Raw genomic sequence first — 15,436 nt, forward strand, 5'->3', positions numbered from 1 at the left:
CAGACTCGGGTGTGCGGTCTCTGACTGCGACCGACAAGATGCAGAAAAAGAGTGTCGGAAACTGCCTCTACGTGGTGGTAGAACCTTCGAAGAAGGGGGGTGGCAAGTCCTTTTACGGCGAGATCCGTTTCCCGCCAGGGGGTGGCGGACAAAAGGTCAGGGTCTGCATAGGTCCCTACGGCACTGCTCCAGGGCAATGGACCTTGAAGGCAGCAAAGGACGAATGGACCCGAATTCGCGCCTGGTCGCTGGAGACGGGCAGAGACCCCAGAGAACTGAATGGCAGGGGTAGGAAGCAAAACCAGGACCAAGGACCCTCCAAGACGCTTCAGGACGCCATAGACGGGTTCCTGAGCACCAAGACGTCGCTGAAGGAGTTCACCCTCACCAACTACCGCAGGCAACTGGAGAACCAGGTTCGGGAGTGCATTCCAGGGGCAACGCCACTTCGCGAACTGGAATGGGACAACGGCGGGAGGGAGAAGGTCGTTGCCCTGCGGGAATACATCGAGGACAGAGGCAGTTACGACCAGGCATTTCGGGTGCAGAAGGTCCTGGCACAGGCACTGGACTACGCAATCCTCCAGGGGTGGATGCGACGCAATCAGAACCCAGCAACCAAGCAGAAGGGAGAAGAGAGCAAGCACGACCCGAAACACCATCCCCATATCCAGTGGGAACAGGTGCCAGAACTGCTGGAAGCAATTCACCTGAACCGCTGCTCAGGGCACGTTCAGTCGGTCATGGCACTGAAGCTTCTGCTCATGACCTTTCTCAGAGCAGGGGCACTTGCTCGTCTGAAGTGGAAGTGGATCAGCAGAAAGGAGAACCTCCTGGTGATTCCTGGAACCACTCCAGGACTGAAACGCACCAAGAAGACAGAAGACCTCCCACATCACGTCCCGCTGACCAAGGAGATGAATGCACTGCTGAAGCAGGCAAAGCAGATGAATGGGCACCTGCCGTATGTCTTTGGTCCTGTCCGCGAGCAAAGCAGATATCCACATTTGGACCCCGAATCACCCAACAACCTCCTCAAGGGTTTGGGGTACAGAGAAGTGCTGCGTGCTCATGGTTGGAGGTCATTACCTCTGACCGCAGGACAAGAAGTTCTCAAGGCACCTCACGACATCATCCAAAGACAGATGGGGCACCTGATTGGCGACAAGGTCAGAAAGGCATATGACAAATCACTCATGCTGGAAGAACGCAGAGACTTCCTAGAGCAATGGTGCAAGTTATTGGTCAAAAATGGTTTGAAGATTTGAAGGCATAAAAAGCAGCAGGGTGACTAATCCTGCTGCCTTTATGACCATTTTATGTACCATGACTAAAATACACCAACCCACACAACCAAAGGGTTGGCGAAGCGATTGGTTGCTTTGAATACTAACCGAGCATTAAAGTCCGAAAACGCGGGAGTTTTATGGATCTGAATGCTAACTGAGTATGCGCCCAATCACTTCTTTCTAATTGTACTACAAAGTTGATAATAATGCAACGATCTTACTACATACGTAAATCAAACATTGGACTGTTAATCTGTTAATGTGTTATCAATTTCTGCATAAGGCGTCTTATTCCTGATGTCCTTGCAAAGTGGTCATTTCGGAAATGTCAATTTTATATGGTTGAGCGAGTGATCTAAGAGAGGTTGCTATCGATCGATTACCTTCTCAAGATCGCAATCTATATAAATAAATACATATATGACATGGAATTATATGGAATTGTCCATATAAAATGGAATCAGTGACATGAATGAAAAAAGACCCCTCCTTGCCGAAAAAGGAGGGGTCTAAAAACACGAAAAATCTACCACCTTTATTTATAAGTTCTACACCCAAGAAGACATATGCCTTCTCGATCAAACGGAAAGAATATCAGCATTCATTTCACAGAGGATAAACTTTCTCTGTTGGATGCCTTTGAAGAATATCACAAACAGAACTACATCAATCGTTCTGGATGGGTCAAGCAACATATGAAGAAAGCATTGACCGAAAACAAAAGACAACTTGCATTTAGATGAAATGAAAACTTATCGAATACCAGGCGTTCACGCAGAGATGCTCAAGACTCTTGCACGCAAACTGCGAATGAAGGAGGAAGAGGTCATCGAAGAGATGATTCAAGAAAGATTTAACCAGAAGAAGTGACATGAATCACTTTTCTGATCAAAGACATTGGGCACCAACTCAGTTCAATCAGTACCAGCAGTGGGCAGAGATTCATCCCACTGACCCCAACATGTATCGGACATTCTTTTTGCAACGAGACCACCTCGCCAAGAAGGTTCGTATTCGTGGAGAAACCAACTGGGTCTATGGAGAGGTGCCATCAACGATTCGTGTGGCGCATCCAATGCATCTAGCAAAGATTCGTTCAGGCACCCTGTTCTAAAAAAGGAGATACAAATGAAGTCCTATAAACAATTCGTGAGCGAGGCAAGAGAAGCAAAGGCATTTCTTGCTGGTGAACTACCTCTCAGTCAAAGAAAGAAAAAGAAGGTTGGTCAGAAGGTCATATCGAAGCGAAAGTCCAACGACCTGTCCCAACGGAATGGAGCATCAGGAATTTCGCCCTCGTCGAACCCGTCTCCAGAGGTCGATAACAGCAATGACATTCATATTGGTGGCAACTATCTGGGACGTCCCGACTACTCCGAATCCATAGACCCCCTGGTCGACGTGATGAACCGTCTGTATCCCGTCCCTGAATCGAAATTGAGGGAGGATACGCAGTCGTCGTTCTATGTCTTTCGCACTGATACTCAGCAGGTCTTGGCGCGGGGAGTAGTCGGGTATGACAACGCCAAGCAACGTGCCTCCTACCTCCGCAAGAGACATGGTCTGAAGTTCGACCAGGTGCGTTTCAAGAAGGAGGGAGCGAAGACTGGTGGATCAAGACGCAGGACTGGTGGTCAGACCTTTAGAGGTGGTCGTGTTGACACTGCAAGAAACTACAACCCCTCCAAACGGGGTTACTTCAGAGGTGTCCATCATCCCGATGGATCCTATGGAGACCTGGATTAGGAGTCCTCAGAGGTCTCACTTTGCTGGATAGGACTTAGTAACCGCAAAGGTATTCGGAAACAAAGACGTCCGACTGTATTGACTGATCTTGCGATCCTTAAACCTTTTATGCTACTTATACTTGTATTAGTATTTATTTCCTCTTCTGACAAGGGTATGGATCTTTATTATAGGTTCGATAATAGTTGGTGTGATTGCCTGGATCTATGACGCTTATGTTTCTATGAAGAAGGATGAGGAGATCGCACGACTCAGAGATGAATTGACTCAGAGGGACTCAAAGTTGTCAAAACTCAAGGAACTAAAAATGTTGCTTGATGATGGAACGCTTAATGAGAATGAATTCGAGTTGATGAAATACGAACTTATCAACAATGAACAAGAAGAATAAATTCGTTGGATTTTGACTCTATATTGATCTTCTTGCCCTCTCTCTATTAGGACTCTTCAGAGGTCTCTCTCTGGGGGATAGGACTTGAGTTGAGGTCTGACCGTCTTGACTCTTCCTCCACCTGCATCAACCTCTCCACAAGGTTGAGGGTGTCGTTGGGAGACCACTCCCCATCGTCACCCCACTTGAGTGATGAGAGTTCAGTGGGGGACATCGATGGGAGTTCTGGGGCGTTGAACCTCAGGGGTCAGAAACCTCAAAAGTCCCCACTAAGACAGGACTTTCACTGAAGAAATTCTGAAGACTGGTTCGTTGTGATACCTATTGGGAGGGATTGACATTCACAGCGTCATGATCTGCTTGCCGTGCTTGTAAAAGATCGTCATCTATTTTTGTTGAAAACTGTTGATCCGAGTATCTGTCATGTATTTAACCTCTTGGTAATATTCCAAAATCTCACTTTCGTGATCTTCTAGACAAGATATCAATGGTACTAATTTCTTATTCATCTGGTGATAAAACCTTAATCGATTGCGCTCTGCCTCAATTCCTGGGTAAGTCAATGCCATGCCATTAAATCTTTTGATCTGATCCACCACGCTGTGAAATGATTTTGCATAAGAAGCACACGGATCGGGGACCAGAGGTCTCGCCATCGCAGGATTGGCAATCGAGAGTAAGGAAATGGCGACCAAAAGGTTTTTCATTATTGCTCTTGATCGGGAACTCGACTCACTAGGGCGGCGAGAGATATTAATCCTCCGGTTATCACTATTAGGGCACTCGCCTGGTCTCCCATCTTGGTAGTGCCGATCGCAAACATCAGACCTGATGATGCGAATAGAGCAGACCTAATCCACTTGTTTTTTATATGCATTTTCAAGAAATCAGAGGTTCATGATCTAATCAGTGAGGAAGACCTTGCATCATCCAAGACTCATACACAAAGAAGAGAAGAAAGAAGAGGACGATTCCGATGACCAGTAGTTTTCCGTTCATGAGTAGTGTCTCTCGGACCGTGCTGATGTGATTTTGCCTTGCTTATCTGAATCCCCGACGGGAACTGGCATCGACACAGCATCGATGCGTTGTGACCATAAACATGTTGTACTGGATTGTCTGTATCTTCTAACCCCAATCAAACGCTCCGATTTTGTGGATTTGGATAGGAGTTGTGAGGTCCTGGTAACGGATTAACGGATAACAGACCCAAACCAGAAATTAGGGGTGCTTCGGTGCCCCTATTTTGACGTCTGAGCGGTCTCTTGGCGTCCGATCAGGGCAGCAGACGTTGGACTGTTTCTGGTTGTCCACCAAACCCTTGTGGAGATGGCAAGCACAGATTAGGAAGCAGAGGAAGTACTGGTCAAAACACTGGGACTGGGACGAGAATATGGGTTCCGTGGGTCACTTTTATATTACTAGATTGCTTTACAAGCGCTTCTGGTAGAGACCGGTCGCGACAGTGGTTCTGAACCCTTGAAGACTACAGATAAGCGCGTTACGACATGGGAGTAAGTTTTCTCTTCCCTCATGCTTACTGGAACTGACCTGCTCACCAAGGTCAAAGAACTTGGTGATGTCTCCAAGACCGAACTGGCAACTCAGTGCGGTTATGTTTCCAAGAAGAAGGATGGTTCTGACCGCGTCAACTTCACTGCCTTCTATGAGGCACTTCTGGGTGCCAAGGGCGTTGAGTTGGGTTCTGGGGGTGCTGGTTTAGGCAAAGGCGGTCGGAAGTTGTCCTACATCGCCACGGTGCAGGGCAATGGCAACCTTCTGATCGGCAAGGCATACACCGCCTTGCTCGACCTGGAAACAGGCGATGAGTTTGAAATCAAACTGGGCAAGAAGGCAATTCGTCTGATCCCTGTGGGTGGTTCGGAGGAAGAAGATTGATTCCTGATTCACAGAAGACAGTCTTGCCCCTATGGTTCCCGTACGGTCCATGGGGATTTTTATGACCCGATGCCGTATCACCCCTCCAAGGAGCATCTGGACAATCAGATTCCAAATGCTTTTAAGACGATCAACGGAGTGTTGAAGGATCTTCGAGCATCTACTGGTGCCGATGAGAGGTACATCAGCATGATGTTGGATGCCATGGCACGGGACTGGGAGCAGAAAAGCGCCTCTCGTGATGGTTTTGGGTTTCGCTGACATCCTTCATGATCCTTCTACTCTTCAAGCGATTAACGGATTAACAGTCCCAAACCAGAACTCAGGGGTGCTCCGGTACCCCTTTTTTAGTGCTTGATCGCTCTTTGGGCGTCCAGTCGGGGCAGCAGACGCTGGATTGCCTCTGGTTATCGACCAATCCCTGATGGAGGTGGCAGGAATCGATGGGCAGACAAAGGAAGGTCGGGTGGTAGTTGAAATATCTGCAGTAGAGGCATACATGCTCACCGTGAACTGCAGGTTGAAGAAACCCATGAGGAAGAAACCTCCATTCCTCAGGTGGGTTGGTCATGGACTATCCCGCGACTGGACCCAGTACTAATATATCTGTACCAACTGCTTAGCAACCTAATAGGGGTCATAGATGAGTCTCGTGTCCAGTCTCAAAAAAGGCAGAAATTGAGAACCCCTGCAAAAACTGGATTTCTTGGTTGATCTTCTGATGAAAGACCAACCAAACTCATTTATCAACATTGATCACTTCCCTTCGTCCGCCTGCCTCAGTTTCTTGAGATGACAGGACTCAGCACCAGCACCATCTATCGCTGGATGACGGACGGGACCTTCCCAAAGCAAATCCAGTTGGGTTCTCGCTCTGTCGTCTGGAACGAACGGGACGTCATCGACTGGATGAACGCACAAAATGCAAACACCTAAAAGTGTGTTGATCGAGGACTTCTGACCCTCATTAAACATAGGTGGGGAACCAGGAGACAGAAAACTCCCTGTTTTTACTAGACTAATGGGGGGGGGGGAAATCTCATGTCCTGAGATCAATCTCCCCCCCCGAAGTAAAAAATTATGTTGTGTTGCTTTGCACATATGCGTCACTTTGTTATAGATGATACGCGTTTTACTGTTTTGAAGAGGACAATAAAAAGAAAACTTCCCGATGCAAGAAATAAAACTGGGCAATTCGTGCAAACGATTACACACGTATGAGTGCGGGGAAAGGCACTTTGTGCGTATCACAAGGGGTGTCTGCCTTGAGTTTGATAAGCAATGGGATGCAGAGATGACTTTGCTTAATCTACGTAAGTGCGGTCTTATATCCGTATGAATCCGTATAACAACCCTGTTGATAAAGCATCAGAGGATTGACCCACAGAGAAAGTAATCAAGGAAGACATACAAAAAACCCCTAACTAAATACCCACAGCACTTTCTCCCCAGGGCAGTCAGAAGGCAGGGCGTTCACGCGTCCTGCCTTTTTTTGTGCCTACTCGTCAGTGCCCCATCCATGCATGAAAAAAGGAGCAGCACGAATCTGCTCCTTCAGAGGGGTATGTGTCGAACCAGGAGGTTCTCGGGAACCACCACAATCGCCCACTTAAGTGCTGTGTCGTTAGTGCTGTTCACAAATTGCCAAAAAAAGATCGTCCTCTCGGACGACCCATCTCGACGCAAGGAAAGTCTTCCTTCTTCCGATGCCTCGGCAGGTATCAGGTACTACTCGATCTAGGAGGTTCTTGCCGACTCAGTGGATCCGACCCGTGCTCTTCCTCTCTGATTGCTGAGCACAAAAAAGGGCAGGTCCCACCCCGCCCCAGTTCGACGCATTGAGGGAACTGGTCCCTGTGAAAGAACTATTCCCCATGACGCCGCACTTGGAAGTAGTGAGAAATACTTAGATCATTGCCATAGGCAGAGCAAATCAGTTCTGAGTGATCAGGGTTCTGCTGAGGCACCCCATAACGGTTCTGTCCGCTTCCACCCCATGGACTTCAGGTTGCGCCAGATGGTTTCAGCGTCCTCCTGAGGGACGTGCCTGCGTTCCTTCAGCAGTGGTGGTTGTCCGTCAGGCATTGCCATTCCACGGTCCATGAACACCTTCGGGTCACGGACCCATGCCTTGTCATCCCGATGAAACCGCCACACCCAATTGGTGCCAGGGTCGACCAACCATCCTTCACGCATGATCAAGGAGTAGTAGTACACCTGTTCTAAACAGTCATGCACGACGTCGGCAACAGGTGCTGCTGAAAGTCCCGCACTTGGGACGTCCGATACCTCTTATATGCAGCAGTTCCTACCCCCTCTTCTCACGTCTTCCCACTCGTTTTGGGGTAGGAAATGGGGCAGGAAATTCGCCAAAAGAGGGTCTTTTTCTTCCCACGTCTAGTCATACCAACTCATTTGGGGGTTACTCGAATGACTCCCTCTCCGTTGAACACCAGAGCTGGCTCCTGATTGGAGATCCCAGCTCTGGCCCTGGCCTTCAACAACTTTCGGCAGAATTGGAGGTGGCGCCTCAGTGCTTAATGAGGCTGGAGCAGGCGAGCAGCAGGCAGAACCAACCGAAAGACCGCACGGCTTGATATGAATGAATTTCACTCAACAAAACCACAACTAATGTTGGGATTTATTGCTTAAGGAAGTCGTGAGCAGCTCCTGGGCCCTTGGTGCCGTTGCTGAACTCCGCAAGAAACTGAATCTGCCTCTCGTGTCGAAGAACGCCGAAAGAACTACAACTGCGACATCACATATGTAACAAATAGCGAGCTGGGCTTCGACTATTTGTGCGACAACATGGCTCAAGATCCGAAGCATCTAGTACAACGGCAACCCCACTATTGCATTATCGACGAAGTCGACTCAATTCTGATCGGCGAGGCCAGAACTCCATTAATCATTTCCGGAAAAGTGGAGAAGCCAAAGCAAAAGTTCTCACTAGCTGCATTCATTTCTACAAAGCTTGAGCATGGTCAAGACAGTGACAATGACGAATTCGAAGCCTTTGGAGATATGGCCAAACCATCAGTGCACTGTTAGCGTTAAAAACGTCTCTACATATCGACAGTGTTAGCAACTTCATTTTAAATCATGGCCCCATCTCCCGAATCCATTCTGTTTGAATCGCTCTTCTTTCAATGGGCGCAAGTCAACTGCGAGTCTTTTGCTGTCAACGAAGAGCAAGTCCTGATTGAGGAGGGAGTCGCCACACCTGACCTTTTTCTTCTTCTCGAAGGCGGAGCCACGGTGCGCACAGCACTCGAAACCGAAGACGCTTCTCAGGATTCCGTCGACCTAGCTGAACTTTCCCCCGGCCAATTTGTTGGCGAGATGTCCCTGCTGGAAGACCGCCTTCCGGTCGCCACCGTCATCGCACAGCCGAACAGTCGATGGATCCGTGTTCGCTACAGCGACTTGATCGCCGCCATTGCGAGTGACAAAGCACTGGCTTCGAGTACCTATCAGGTGTTTGCAGGAAAATTGGCCCTACAACTGAGTCGTCAGAACGCATTCATCCACCGATGGCCAGGGCAAGACATCGAACCACTGCGCAAAGTTCTGTTGGTATTCGGTGAATGGAATGAACTGGATGTGGCCTGGCTGGAAAAGACCGGGGAAAAGGTTGACCTATCAACCGGCACAGCATTCATCAAGGAAGGTGAGGCCCTTGATCGTCTTTACATCGTTCTCGATGGCGAAGCCGAGGTGATGATCAACGTGGAAGGCGCATCTACCACAGTGGGGAGCTCAAGGCGCGGGGAAATTCTGGGGGAGATGAGCTTTCTCAACAGCGACGAACAAGCCACTGCAACCGTTCAAGCCCGCGAGGCCATGGTCTTGCTGGCTGTGGATAAGACGAGTATCCGCCAACAGCTGACGGTTGACTTGGCCTTTGCTGAACGTTTTTACCGTTCTCTCGCTGTTCTGCTCTCCCATCGCTGTCGAGATCAAATGATGTCGCGGGGGATGGCAGCCCAGGCCTTGGCGCTTGAAGAACTGGATCTGACGACTCTGGGCATTGTGAGCACAGCCGGGCGACGATTTGAGTGGCTTTGCTCGGAGGTCTCAAAACGTTGAAGAGCCTGAAAGCCCTGCGCGGCCTTCTCAAGACCTCTGCAACACAAACCACTCAGGACCTTGTACGCCTGCTCTGGCGACATGGATGGCCCAGCCGTGTTGTTGCTTTGCCACGCGATTGGTGGGATCAAGCCAGCGAGCTCGAAGGGGGGCTGTGGATTGCAGCAGATCAGCAAAGCCCAGCGCAGTGGTGGCTGGTCCAGCAACGCCAAGGCGCAATTCAGATTCATGCGTTAACCGCAGCAGAGGGATCGACCAGCCATCCCCAAGACTTCCAGCCTCAGGCCGTGAGCCTCTGGCCAGCCATGGCCTTCAGCACACCAGCACGCTGGAGCGACCTGCAACGCCAACTCAAACCGTTCGCTGCGATCCGAAGCGCCATGCCGGCGGCGTTTCTCCGCGCCGGAACTTGGCTGATGTTGCCGATATTGCTGATCGCCTTGCTGGGGCAGCTCATTAGCGTTCCAGTGGCTCTGTTCTTGGCAGGCCTCAGCCTGTTGTTCGGCCAGGTTCTCGATAACCAATGGCATCGGCTCTGGCTCAACCGCAGTGCACGGCAGCGCGCGGGTTTGGGCCTCGTGGGCATGCAGAAAGTGCTCCGCCTACAGCTTCCCGTGATCCGGACTCTGGGCGGTGCAGGTGCAACCGCTTTGGCTCTTTCCCTTCAGCAGATCGGTCATCAACTCCCCCTCGCGATCGGTCGATTGCTACCCGCGATCACGCTGTTCCTATTCAGCAATCTGGCCTTATGGATATGGCGTCCCCCACTCGGTGCCGTCAGCTTGTTCGGATGCGGCCTTTGGTTGCTTGCAAACCATGGTTTATCGGAACGCTCTCAAAGACAACGCAACCAACAACTCCCCCATCAAGGTCTCGCACTGCTCCGCAGCCAAGAACTAATTGAAAACTGTTCCACGTTGCGTCTTGCAAAAGCAGAACAACAGGCACTGAACTGGTGGATCGAGCCCGAACGTGCAGCCGAACAGCAGCAACCATGGCTGGATTGGCTCAGCGCACTGCAGAGCTGGAGCACCGTCTTACTGGCCACCATGCTGATCATGGCTGCCATCGTGATCGCGCCGGTCCGTAGCGACCAATGGCTAGCCTTCAATTTAGTTGGCATTCAATTCGCCACGATCCGCGAACTCGGGCAGGCGGGCAGGCGTTCAAGACCTGGAGAGACCTAAAACACCAGTGGAAGGGTGCACAGGTGTTAGTGAACAGCCCATCCGAATCGCGGCCGGGAGCATCGGATCCAGGCGAACTGAACGGTGATCTTGAAGTACGAAACCTCAGTTTTCGCTACGGAGCAGACACACCATTAGTGCTCTCCAACGTCAGCTTTTCGGTTCAAGCGGGGAGCTTTGTTGCGATCGTCGGGTCATCAGGGAGTGGGAAAAGTACCCTACTTCGCATTCTGTTGGGCTTTGAACAGCCTCTCACTGGACAGGTGATCATCGATGGTCAAGACACCTGTGACCTGCAACATGAATCGCTGAGGCGGCAGATCGGCACCGTTCTCCAAGACACGCGGTTGGTGGGAAACTCGTTGATGGAGGTGATTGCTGCCGGTCGTCCTCTGAGCGTGGAAGAGGCCTGGAAAGCTGCTGAAGACGCTGGCTTGAGCGATGACTTACAAGCACTGCGCATGGGATTGCAAACCCTGGTCCCCGCAGGAGGCAGCAATCTGTCCGGCGGTCAACGTCAGCGACTCGCCATCGCAAGAGCGCTGGCTGGACAGCCTCGGCTGTTACTGCTGGATGAACCCACCAGTGCGCTGGACAACACCACCCAGGCCCACGTTCTGCGCAACCTTGAACAACGCGCGGTGACGCGCGTGATGGTGGCGCATCGGCTGAGCACTATCCAACATGCAGACGTCATCCTCGTTCTAGAGAATGGGGAAATCGTTGAACAGGGAAGCTACAACGACTTGCTCAAGCAACAGGGAGCCTTCACACAGCTGATGGCACGTCAATTGATCTAAACCGATGGCAATCTTTCGTAGCCGTGCAGTTGATGCTGCCAACCAAGCTGAAACACTCGACACGCCATTGGTTTTACTCAGGCCGCAACTGAGACAACGTTTCAATAGCAATTTGAGATTGTGGAGGGATTTGAGCATCCCTCAGAACAGCAACCATCAAGTGTGGACGGAGGAACAGATACAACATGACCCCACCGAGTGTGCAGCGGTGAGCCTTTCAATCATTCTGAGGTATCACGGTAGTTATCAACCGATCAGCACAATCAGACATGCTTGCGGGGTATCAAGAGACGGAAGTAATGCCGCCAATTTAGTATGCTCAGCCCGCACATTTGGCATGAATGCCAAGGGATACAAGAAGGGGCTGAAAACACTCCAAACCGTGTCCTTACCTGCAGTGGTGTTCTGGAATTTCGATCATTTTCTGGTTCTTGAGGGGATCGATGAGCAGCGCTTTTGGATTAACGACCCAGCCACCGGACGACGATGCGTTGAACTTGAAGAATTTGACCGTTGCTACACAGGCGTGGTGATCACGATGCAACCGGATCCATCGTTTGAACCCACAGGCAAAGCACCACACGCCGTTCAGCAGCTTGGTGCATGGTTGAAGAGAGGATCCAAAGTCAAGCGCTGGGGCTTCCTGCTCATGCTGGGAATCAGCGCTGGAGTGCTCAGCCAGACAACACGGGTACTTGTTGAGCCAGGCCTTTGGCCCTTCATCGGCCTTGCCCTGGCTGTTGTGCCACTCGGACAGGTGCTGAGTCGAGAACTCGAACGACAGCTCCGTAGGGAATTACAAGAACAACTGATTAGCCTTCCGGATTGGATCCTCCAACAACATTTCAGTCATGAATTAGCAGGACGGCTGGAGCGCGTTTCAGCACTCTGTGAACAGCTGCGCCTTCGCATTGGCCAGAGCCTGCCGCTTGTGCTGGGAATGGCGGTTTGGACAGTGGTGCTGCTGGTGCAGAACACGTTTCTTGGTCTGATCGTGATCGGAGGCCTCTCGCTTTGGACTGCCGTTAAGCAGCGCAACGAATCCATGAACAGCAGCAGAGATGTGCGGTCACGCATCAGCATGAACAGCGCCGGACTCACCCTTCAGGCTGGATTGAAGGATCCTGAAACCTTGAAAGCATCGGCCCTGGAGCAGGACCTGTTCCTGCGGTGGTCTGGCTTGGATGCCATCGCAACACGCCAACGTCAGAACTTGTCCTACAGCCGTGAGCTGCAGGACTGGGTACCACAAATCGTGTACTGGAGTCTTCCGGTGTTGGTGTGGAGTGTGGCGAGTCACACCGCAAATGCTGGTCTCACAGTGATCATTGGCACCATGGGATTGTGCCTGGCTTTGCAGCAGCTTCAGGAGATGTGGAAGGCTTGGGGGGCCAGCAAAAGAGCCATCCTTGCGATTCGAGATTTACAAGAGCAGCCCCGAGATCCACTGTTAAGCGCTGGACAACACCAATCGAACATTCCATTTGAAACGGGGCCTGCCAGCGTGAGTGTCGAGGGCGTTGACTTTGGCTATATCCCGGTGCTTCCGCCATTGATTCAAGAGCTGAGTCTGAGTGTGGACAAGGGGCAAAAAATTGCCTTGGTGGGGGGATCAGGATCAGGCAAAATCACACTGGCGCGGCTCATGGCGGGCCTGGTGCAGCCAAACAAAGGGGTGGTCAAGATCAATGGAATACCACTGCTGGAGATGACCCAACAGGAACGAAGCCAAGCCATTGCCATGTTGCAACAGGGGATGCCGCTGTTTTCGGCCACCGTGCGCGACAACCTCACCCTGTTCAATTCAGCCATCAGTGATGGCGAGATTCAAGCGGCATGTGAAACAGCAGCCATCTGGGAACGGCTGCAACAATTACCTCAGGGCCTCAACACCACCCTGGGTGTGAACGGTCAGGACCTCAGTGGAGGAGAACAGCAACGACTGCAACTGGCTCAAGTTCTTTTACAACGACCATCCCTGTTGATCCTGGACGAAGCGACGTCGGCATTAGAAGCTCAAACCGAAGCGCGCATCGAACAAGCAATTCAAGGTCTGCATTGCACCCAAATTGTGGTAGCCCATCGTCTCAGCACGGTGAGAGATGCTGATGTAATTATCGTTTTAGATCATGGCAAGATCGTGCAACGGGGATGCCATGACGCGCTGTTGAAAGAGGAAGGGTCACACTATTGCAATCTTTTGTTACTGGAAGACGCCAATCTCTAGCCTCGATAAAATGATTTAGCGCATACGGATGAACGGCAACAAACCAATTCGGCAATCATTTATCACTTCAAACAGACCGCAAAATGCGGCACGCCAAGCAATCAAATGCAGCCTGAAGCATAAGCTTCGAGAGCCGCCCGACAGCCTTGAAGAAAACAGGTGATTGCACACATATTCCACCTCACGAAATCACAACAATGATCACTGCTCAATCATGCATGCGAATAAAAACGGCGATATCTTCGGCACTCGACATGTGGACGGAGGTGGGACTCCAGACATACCCCGCCTGAAATGTCATAGGAAAGCAAACATGCCGGTTCAACGTGGTCGTTCGATCAGGGACAGTGTCAAAATCTCGACCAAGGAAGATAGTAAAAAGAATACGAAAAAGAAACACAATCAGAAGCAAATGGCAATAATTCCGCCTGCAATGCGTGCCAAGCTTCGGAAATATTCGAAACAATCTGAACAACATATCCTTCTTCTTCGAGCTCAACACCTAAAAAATCAGTCAAACGAGGCTCGTCGTCGACCAGCATGAGCCGAAGCGACTGATCAGCCTGTACAACCTCCACCAAAAGAGGATCCCTACACGTTCAACAATCGCACTATACAAGCATCTTTCAGGCGCAAACAAGTCATCAACATTCGACATCAAAGATGAATGCTTCAACAGCCGGTGAGGACGCCGGGAGAAGCAACAAGGGCAGGAGGTTTAAAAATCAACCTCAACTCACCCAATCAGGGCAAGGCCAAGTCAACCCATCATTCAACAAATCAGTCAACCAATTCGCATGCACGTTGTTCAGTTCAGACCCTGCTTCGCAACAGCACGGTCGATTCCGTTGGGAGGAGTCAGAGAGCCATCCCCTCCGTTCCAAACCATCCATTCATTCCTTAGCTTGGCTTCAGCGCTAAAGAGTGTCCAGCAGGCGAGCCAGTTCCGGCAGCAGGCGTTCATCTCTGGCGCGTTCCGTCCCATTTGAAAAAGCCACCAGCAGCGTTGGTGGCTGCTCAGGCTGTTGCCACCAAGCGGCGTCATGCCGGGCCTGACTCATCCAACCCGCCTTGCTCCATAGCCGACAGCCTTCGGGCAGTCCTTCCCCGAGGAATCCATCCACCTGGTTTTCCGGATCGGCTCGACGTTGATCAGGATCAAGAGAGCGACTGAGCAGGTCCCGTAACCGCCGGCAGGCGGGGGGGGAAACAACAGCGCCCGTCATTACCGCTTCCATCATCCGAGCCGTGGCGGCCGTGCTCAGCGCATTGCGGTTGCCGTTGTCGGCGCCATAGAAACGCTTCTCCCTGCCATAGGGGCCGTCTCCCCAGGTTTTCTGGCAGCAGTTGACGCCATCGAGCTCCGGCCATTGCAAGCTGGCCAACCAGTCATTCACCAGACGGCGCTGGCGCTGCCATTGCTCCCAGCGTTCCCCGTGCAGTTCAGGACCACTGGTGGTGCCAGTGAGCAGGTCCACCACCAATCCCGTGGCGTCATTGCTCGAGTCGGCGATCATGTCCAGCATGGCGCGCTGGAGTTCATCGCTGCCGGGGATCAGGTCCCGCTGCTGCCAGCGCTCGACCGCCACCGCATAGATCAGCTTCACCACGCTGGCGGGATAAACGCAGCGATCCTGATTCCAGGCGGCACCCAGGCCCTGACCCGCCTCAGGGCTGACGTCGCTGTAGCGGACCCACGTGATGGACAAGCTGTTGCGCAACCCGGGTCGCCCTGCAGCATCCAGTTGGTCGAGCACCGACTCGAGATGGGACGCCATAGCGGGATCGGGGCGGTAGAACGCCATGAC

13 protein-coding genes and 1 pseudogene are annotated in these 15,436 nt (G+C 51.5%); 10 read left to right on the plus strand and 4 right to left on the minus strand.

Annotation, left to right across the window (positions count from 1 at the left end; genetic code table 11):
• The first annotated feature begins 38 nt into the window (after positions 1–38).
• Both TX72_RS10550 and TX72_RS10555 read left to right on the plus strand, forming a co-directional pair.
• Positions 39–1,268 carry a tyrosine-type recombinase/integrase gene (locus tag TX72_RS10550; RefSeq protein ID WP_404824889.1) on the plus strand — a complete coding sequence of 410 codons (1,230 nt, stop codon included), beginning with the start codon at positions 39–41 and terminating at the stop codon, positions 1,266–1,268.
• 1,149 nt (positions 1,269–2,417) lie between these two features.
• A complete protein-coding gene (locus tag TX72_RS10555) occupies positions 2,418–3,035 on the plus strand; it encodes a hypothetical protein (protein ID WP_011128958.1) in 618 nt (205 codons plus the stop codon).
• A 777-nt stretch (positions 3,036–3,812) separates the two neighbouring features.
• On the opposite strand, the gene TX72_RS10565 is transcribed toward TX72_RS10555, so the two are convergent.
• Positions 3,813–4,133 carry a hypothetical protein gene (locus tag TX72_RS10565; RefSeq protein WP_011128959.1) on the minus strand — a complete coding sequence of 107 codons (321 nt, stop codon included), beginning with the start codon at positions 4,131–4,133 and terminating at the stop codon, positions 3,813–3,815.
• An 826-nt stretch (positions 4,134–4,959) separates the two neighbouring features.
• Between TX72_RS10565 and TX72_RS10570 the strand changes: the two genes are divergently transcribed.
• The 3 genes from TX72_RS10570 (at position 4,960) to TX72_RS10585 (ending at position 6,261) form a co-directional block, all read left to right on the plus strand.
• The gene (locus TX72_RS10570; RefSeq protein WP_011128960.1) at positions 4,960–5,325 is read left to right on the plus strand and encodes an AbrB/MazE/SpoVT family DNA-binding domain-containing protein; all 366 of its coding nucleotides are present in this window, start codon (positions 4,960–4,962) and stop codon (positions 5,323–5,325) included.
• A gap of 69 nt (positions 5,326–5,394) precedes the next feature.
• Complete coding sequence (locus TX72_RS10575) at positions 5,395–5,586, plus strand: hypothetical protein (RefSeq protein WP_042503865.1); 192 nt, start codon at positions 5,395–5,397, stop codon at positions 5,584–5,586.
• Positions 5,587–6,099: 513 nt separating this feature from the next.
• Complete coding sequence (locus tag TX72_RS10585) at positions 6,100–6,261, plus strand: helix-turn-helix transcriptional regulator (protein WP_071820855.1); 162 nt, start codon at positions 6,100–6,102, stop codon at positions 6,259–6,261.
• A 1,011-nt stretch (positions 6,262–7,272) separates the two neighbouring features.
• Here TX72_RS10585 and TX72_RS10590 read toward each other — a convergent pair.
• A complete protein-coding gene (locus TX72_RS10590; protein ID WP_318655396.1) occupies positions 7,273–7,563 on the minus strand; it encodes a DUF1651 domain-containing protein in 291 nt (96 codons plus the stop codon).
• 492 nt (positions 7,564–8,055) lie between these two features.
• Here TX72_RS10590 and TX72_RS15005 point away from each other — a divergent pair.
• From TX72_RS15005 to TX72_RS10615, 5 genes and pseudogenes are all read left to right on the plus strand, one after another.
• Positions 8,056–8,263 (plus strand): annotated as a pseudogene (locus TX72_RS15005) (hypothetical protein); the annotation flags it as partial.
• A gap of 164 nt (positions 8,264–8,427) precedes the next feature.
• The gene (locus TX72_RS12880; protein WP_011128965.1) at positions 8,428–9,414 is read left to right on the plus strand and encodes a cyclic nucleotide-binding domain-containing protein; all 987 of its coding nucleotides are present in this window, start codon (positions 8,428–8,430) and stop codon (positions 9,412–9,414) included.
• Positions 9,411–10,601 carry a hypothetical protein gene (locus tag TX72_RS10605; RefSeq protein ID WP_011128966.1) on the plus strand — a complete coding sequence of 397 codons (1,191 nt, stop codon included), beginning with the start codon at positions 9,411–9,413 and terminating at the stop codon, positions 10,599–10,601. The genes TX72_RS12880 and TX72_RS10605 overlap by 4 nt, the downstream gene beginning before the upstream one ends.
• Entirely contained in the window at positions 10,511–11,401 is an 891-nt protein-coding gene (locus TX72_RS10610; RefSeq protein ID WP_083810641.1) for an ATP-binding cassette domain-containing protein, read from the plus strand. Before TX72_RS10605 ends, TX72_RS10610 begins: the two co-directional genes overlap by 91 nt.
• 4 nt (positions 11,402–11,405) lie before the next feature.
• A complete protein-coding gene (locus TX72_RS10615) occupies positions 11,406–13,628 on the plus strand; it encodes a cysteine peptidase family C39 domain-containing protein (protein ID WP_011128968.1) in 2,223 nt (740 codons plus the stop codon).
• A 350-nt stretch (positions 13,629–13,978) separates the two neighbouring features.
• Here the strand turns inward: TX72_RS10615 and TX72_RS14010 are convergent, their stop codons facing one another.
• Both TX72_RS14010 and TX72_RS10620 read right to left on the minus strand, forming a co-directional pair.
• Positions 13,979–14,170 carry a response regulator gene (locus TX72_RS14010; protein WP_148228816.1) on the minus strand — a complete coding sequence of 64 codons (192 nt, stop codon included), beginning with the start codon at positions 14,168–14,170 and terminating at the stop codon, positions 13,979–13,981.
• 375 nt (positions 14,171–14,545) lie between these two features.
• Positions 14,546–15,433: a serine hydrolase gene (locus tag TX72_RS10620; RefSeq protein WP_011128970.1), complete on the minus strand. Its 888-nt coding sequence runs from the start codon at positions 15,431–15,433 to the stop codon at positions 14,546–14,548.
• Positions 15,434–15,436 lie beyond the last annotated feature (3 nt).

Source organism: Parasynechococcus marenigrum WH 8102 (assembly GCF_000195975.1).
GTDB lineage: Bacteria > Cyanobacteriota > Cyanobacteriia > PCC-6307 > Cyanobiaceae > Parasynechococcus > Parasynechococcus marisnigri.

What these genes read in the sequence shown, in the direction of transcription:
- TX72_RS10620 (WP_011128970.1), bottom strand. Translation starts at nt 15,433, where the DNA reads ATGGCGTTCTACCGCCCCGATCCCGCTATGGCGTCCCATCTCGAGTCG.
- TX72_RS14010 (WP_148228816.1), bottom strand. Translation starts at nt 14,170, where the DNA reads ATGCTGGTCGACGACGAGCCTCGTTTGACTGATTTTTTAGGTGTTGAG.
- TX72_RS12880 (WP_011128965.1), top strand. Translation starts at nt 8,428, where the DNA reads ATGGCCCCATCTCCCGAATCCATTCTGTTTGAATCGCTCTTCTTTCAA.
- TX72_RS10575 (WP_042503865.1), top strand. Translation starts at nt 5,395, where the DNA reads ATGCCGTATCACCCCTCCAAGGAGCATCTGGACAATCAGATTCCAAAT.
- TX72_RS10555 (WP_011128958.1), top strand. Translation starts at nt 2,418, where the DNA reads ATGAAGTCCTATAAACAATTCGTGAGCGAGGCAAGAGAAGCAAAGGCA.
- TX72_RS10550 (WP_404824889.1), top strand. Translation starts at nt 39, where the DNA reads ATGCAGAAAAAGAGTGTCGGAAACTGCCTCTACGTGGTGGTAGAACCT.
- TX72_RS10615 (WP_011128968.1), top strand. Translation starts at nt 11,406, where the DNA reads ATGGCAATCTTTCGTAGCCGTGCAGTTGATGCTGCCAACCAAGCTGAA.
- TX72_RS10610 (WP_083810641.1), top strand. Translation starts at nt 10,511, where the DNA reads ATGGCTAGCCTTCAATTTAGTTGGCATTCAATTCGCCACGATCCGCGA.
- TX72_RS10565 (WP_011128959.1), bottom strand. Translation starts at nt 4,133, where the DNA reads ATGAAAAACCTTTTGGTCGCCATTTCCTTACTCTCGATTGCCAATCCT.
- TX72_RS10570 (WP_011128960.1), top strand. Translation starts at nt 4,960, where the DNA reads ATGCTTACTGGAACTGACCTGCTCACCAAGGTCAAAGAACTTGGTGAT.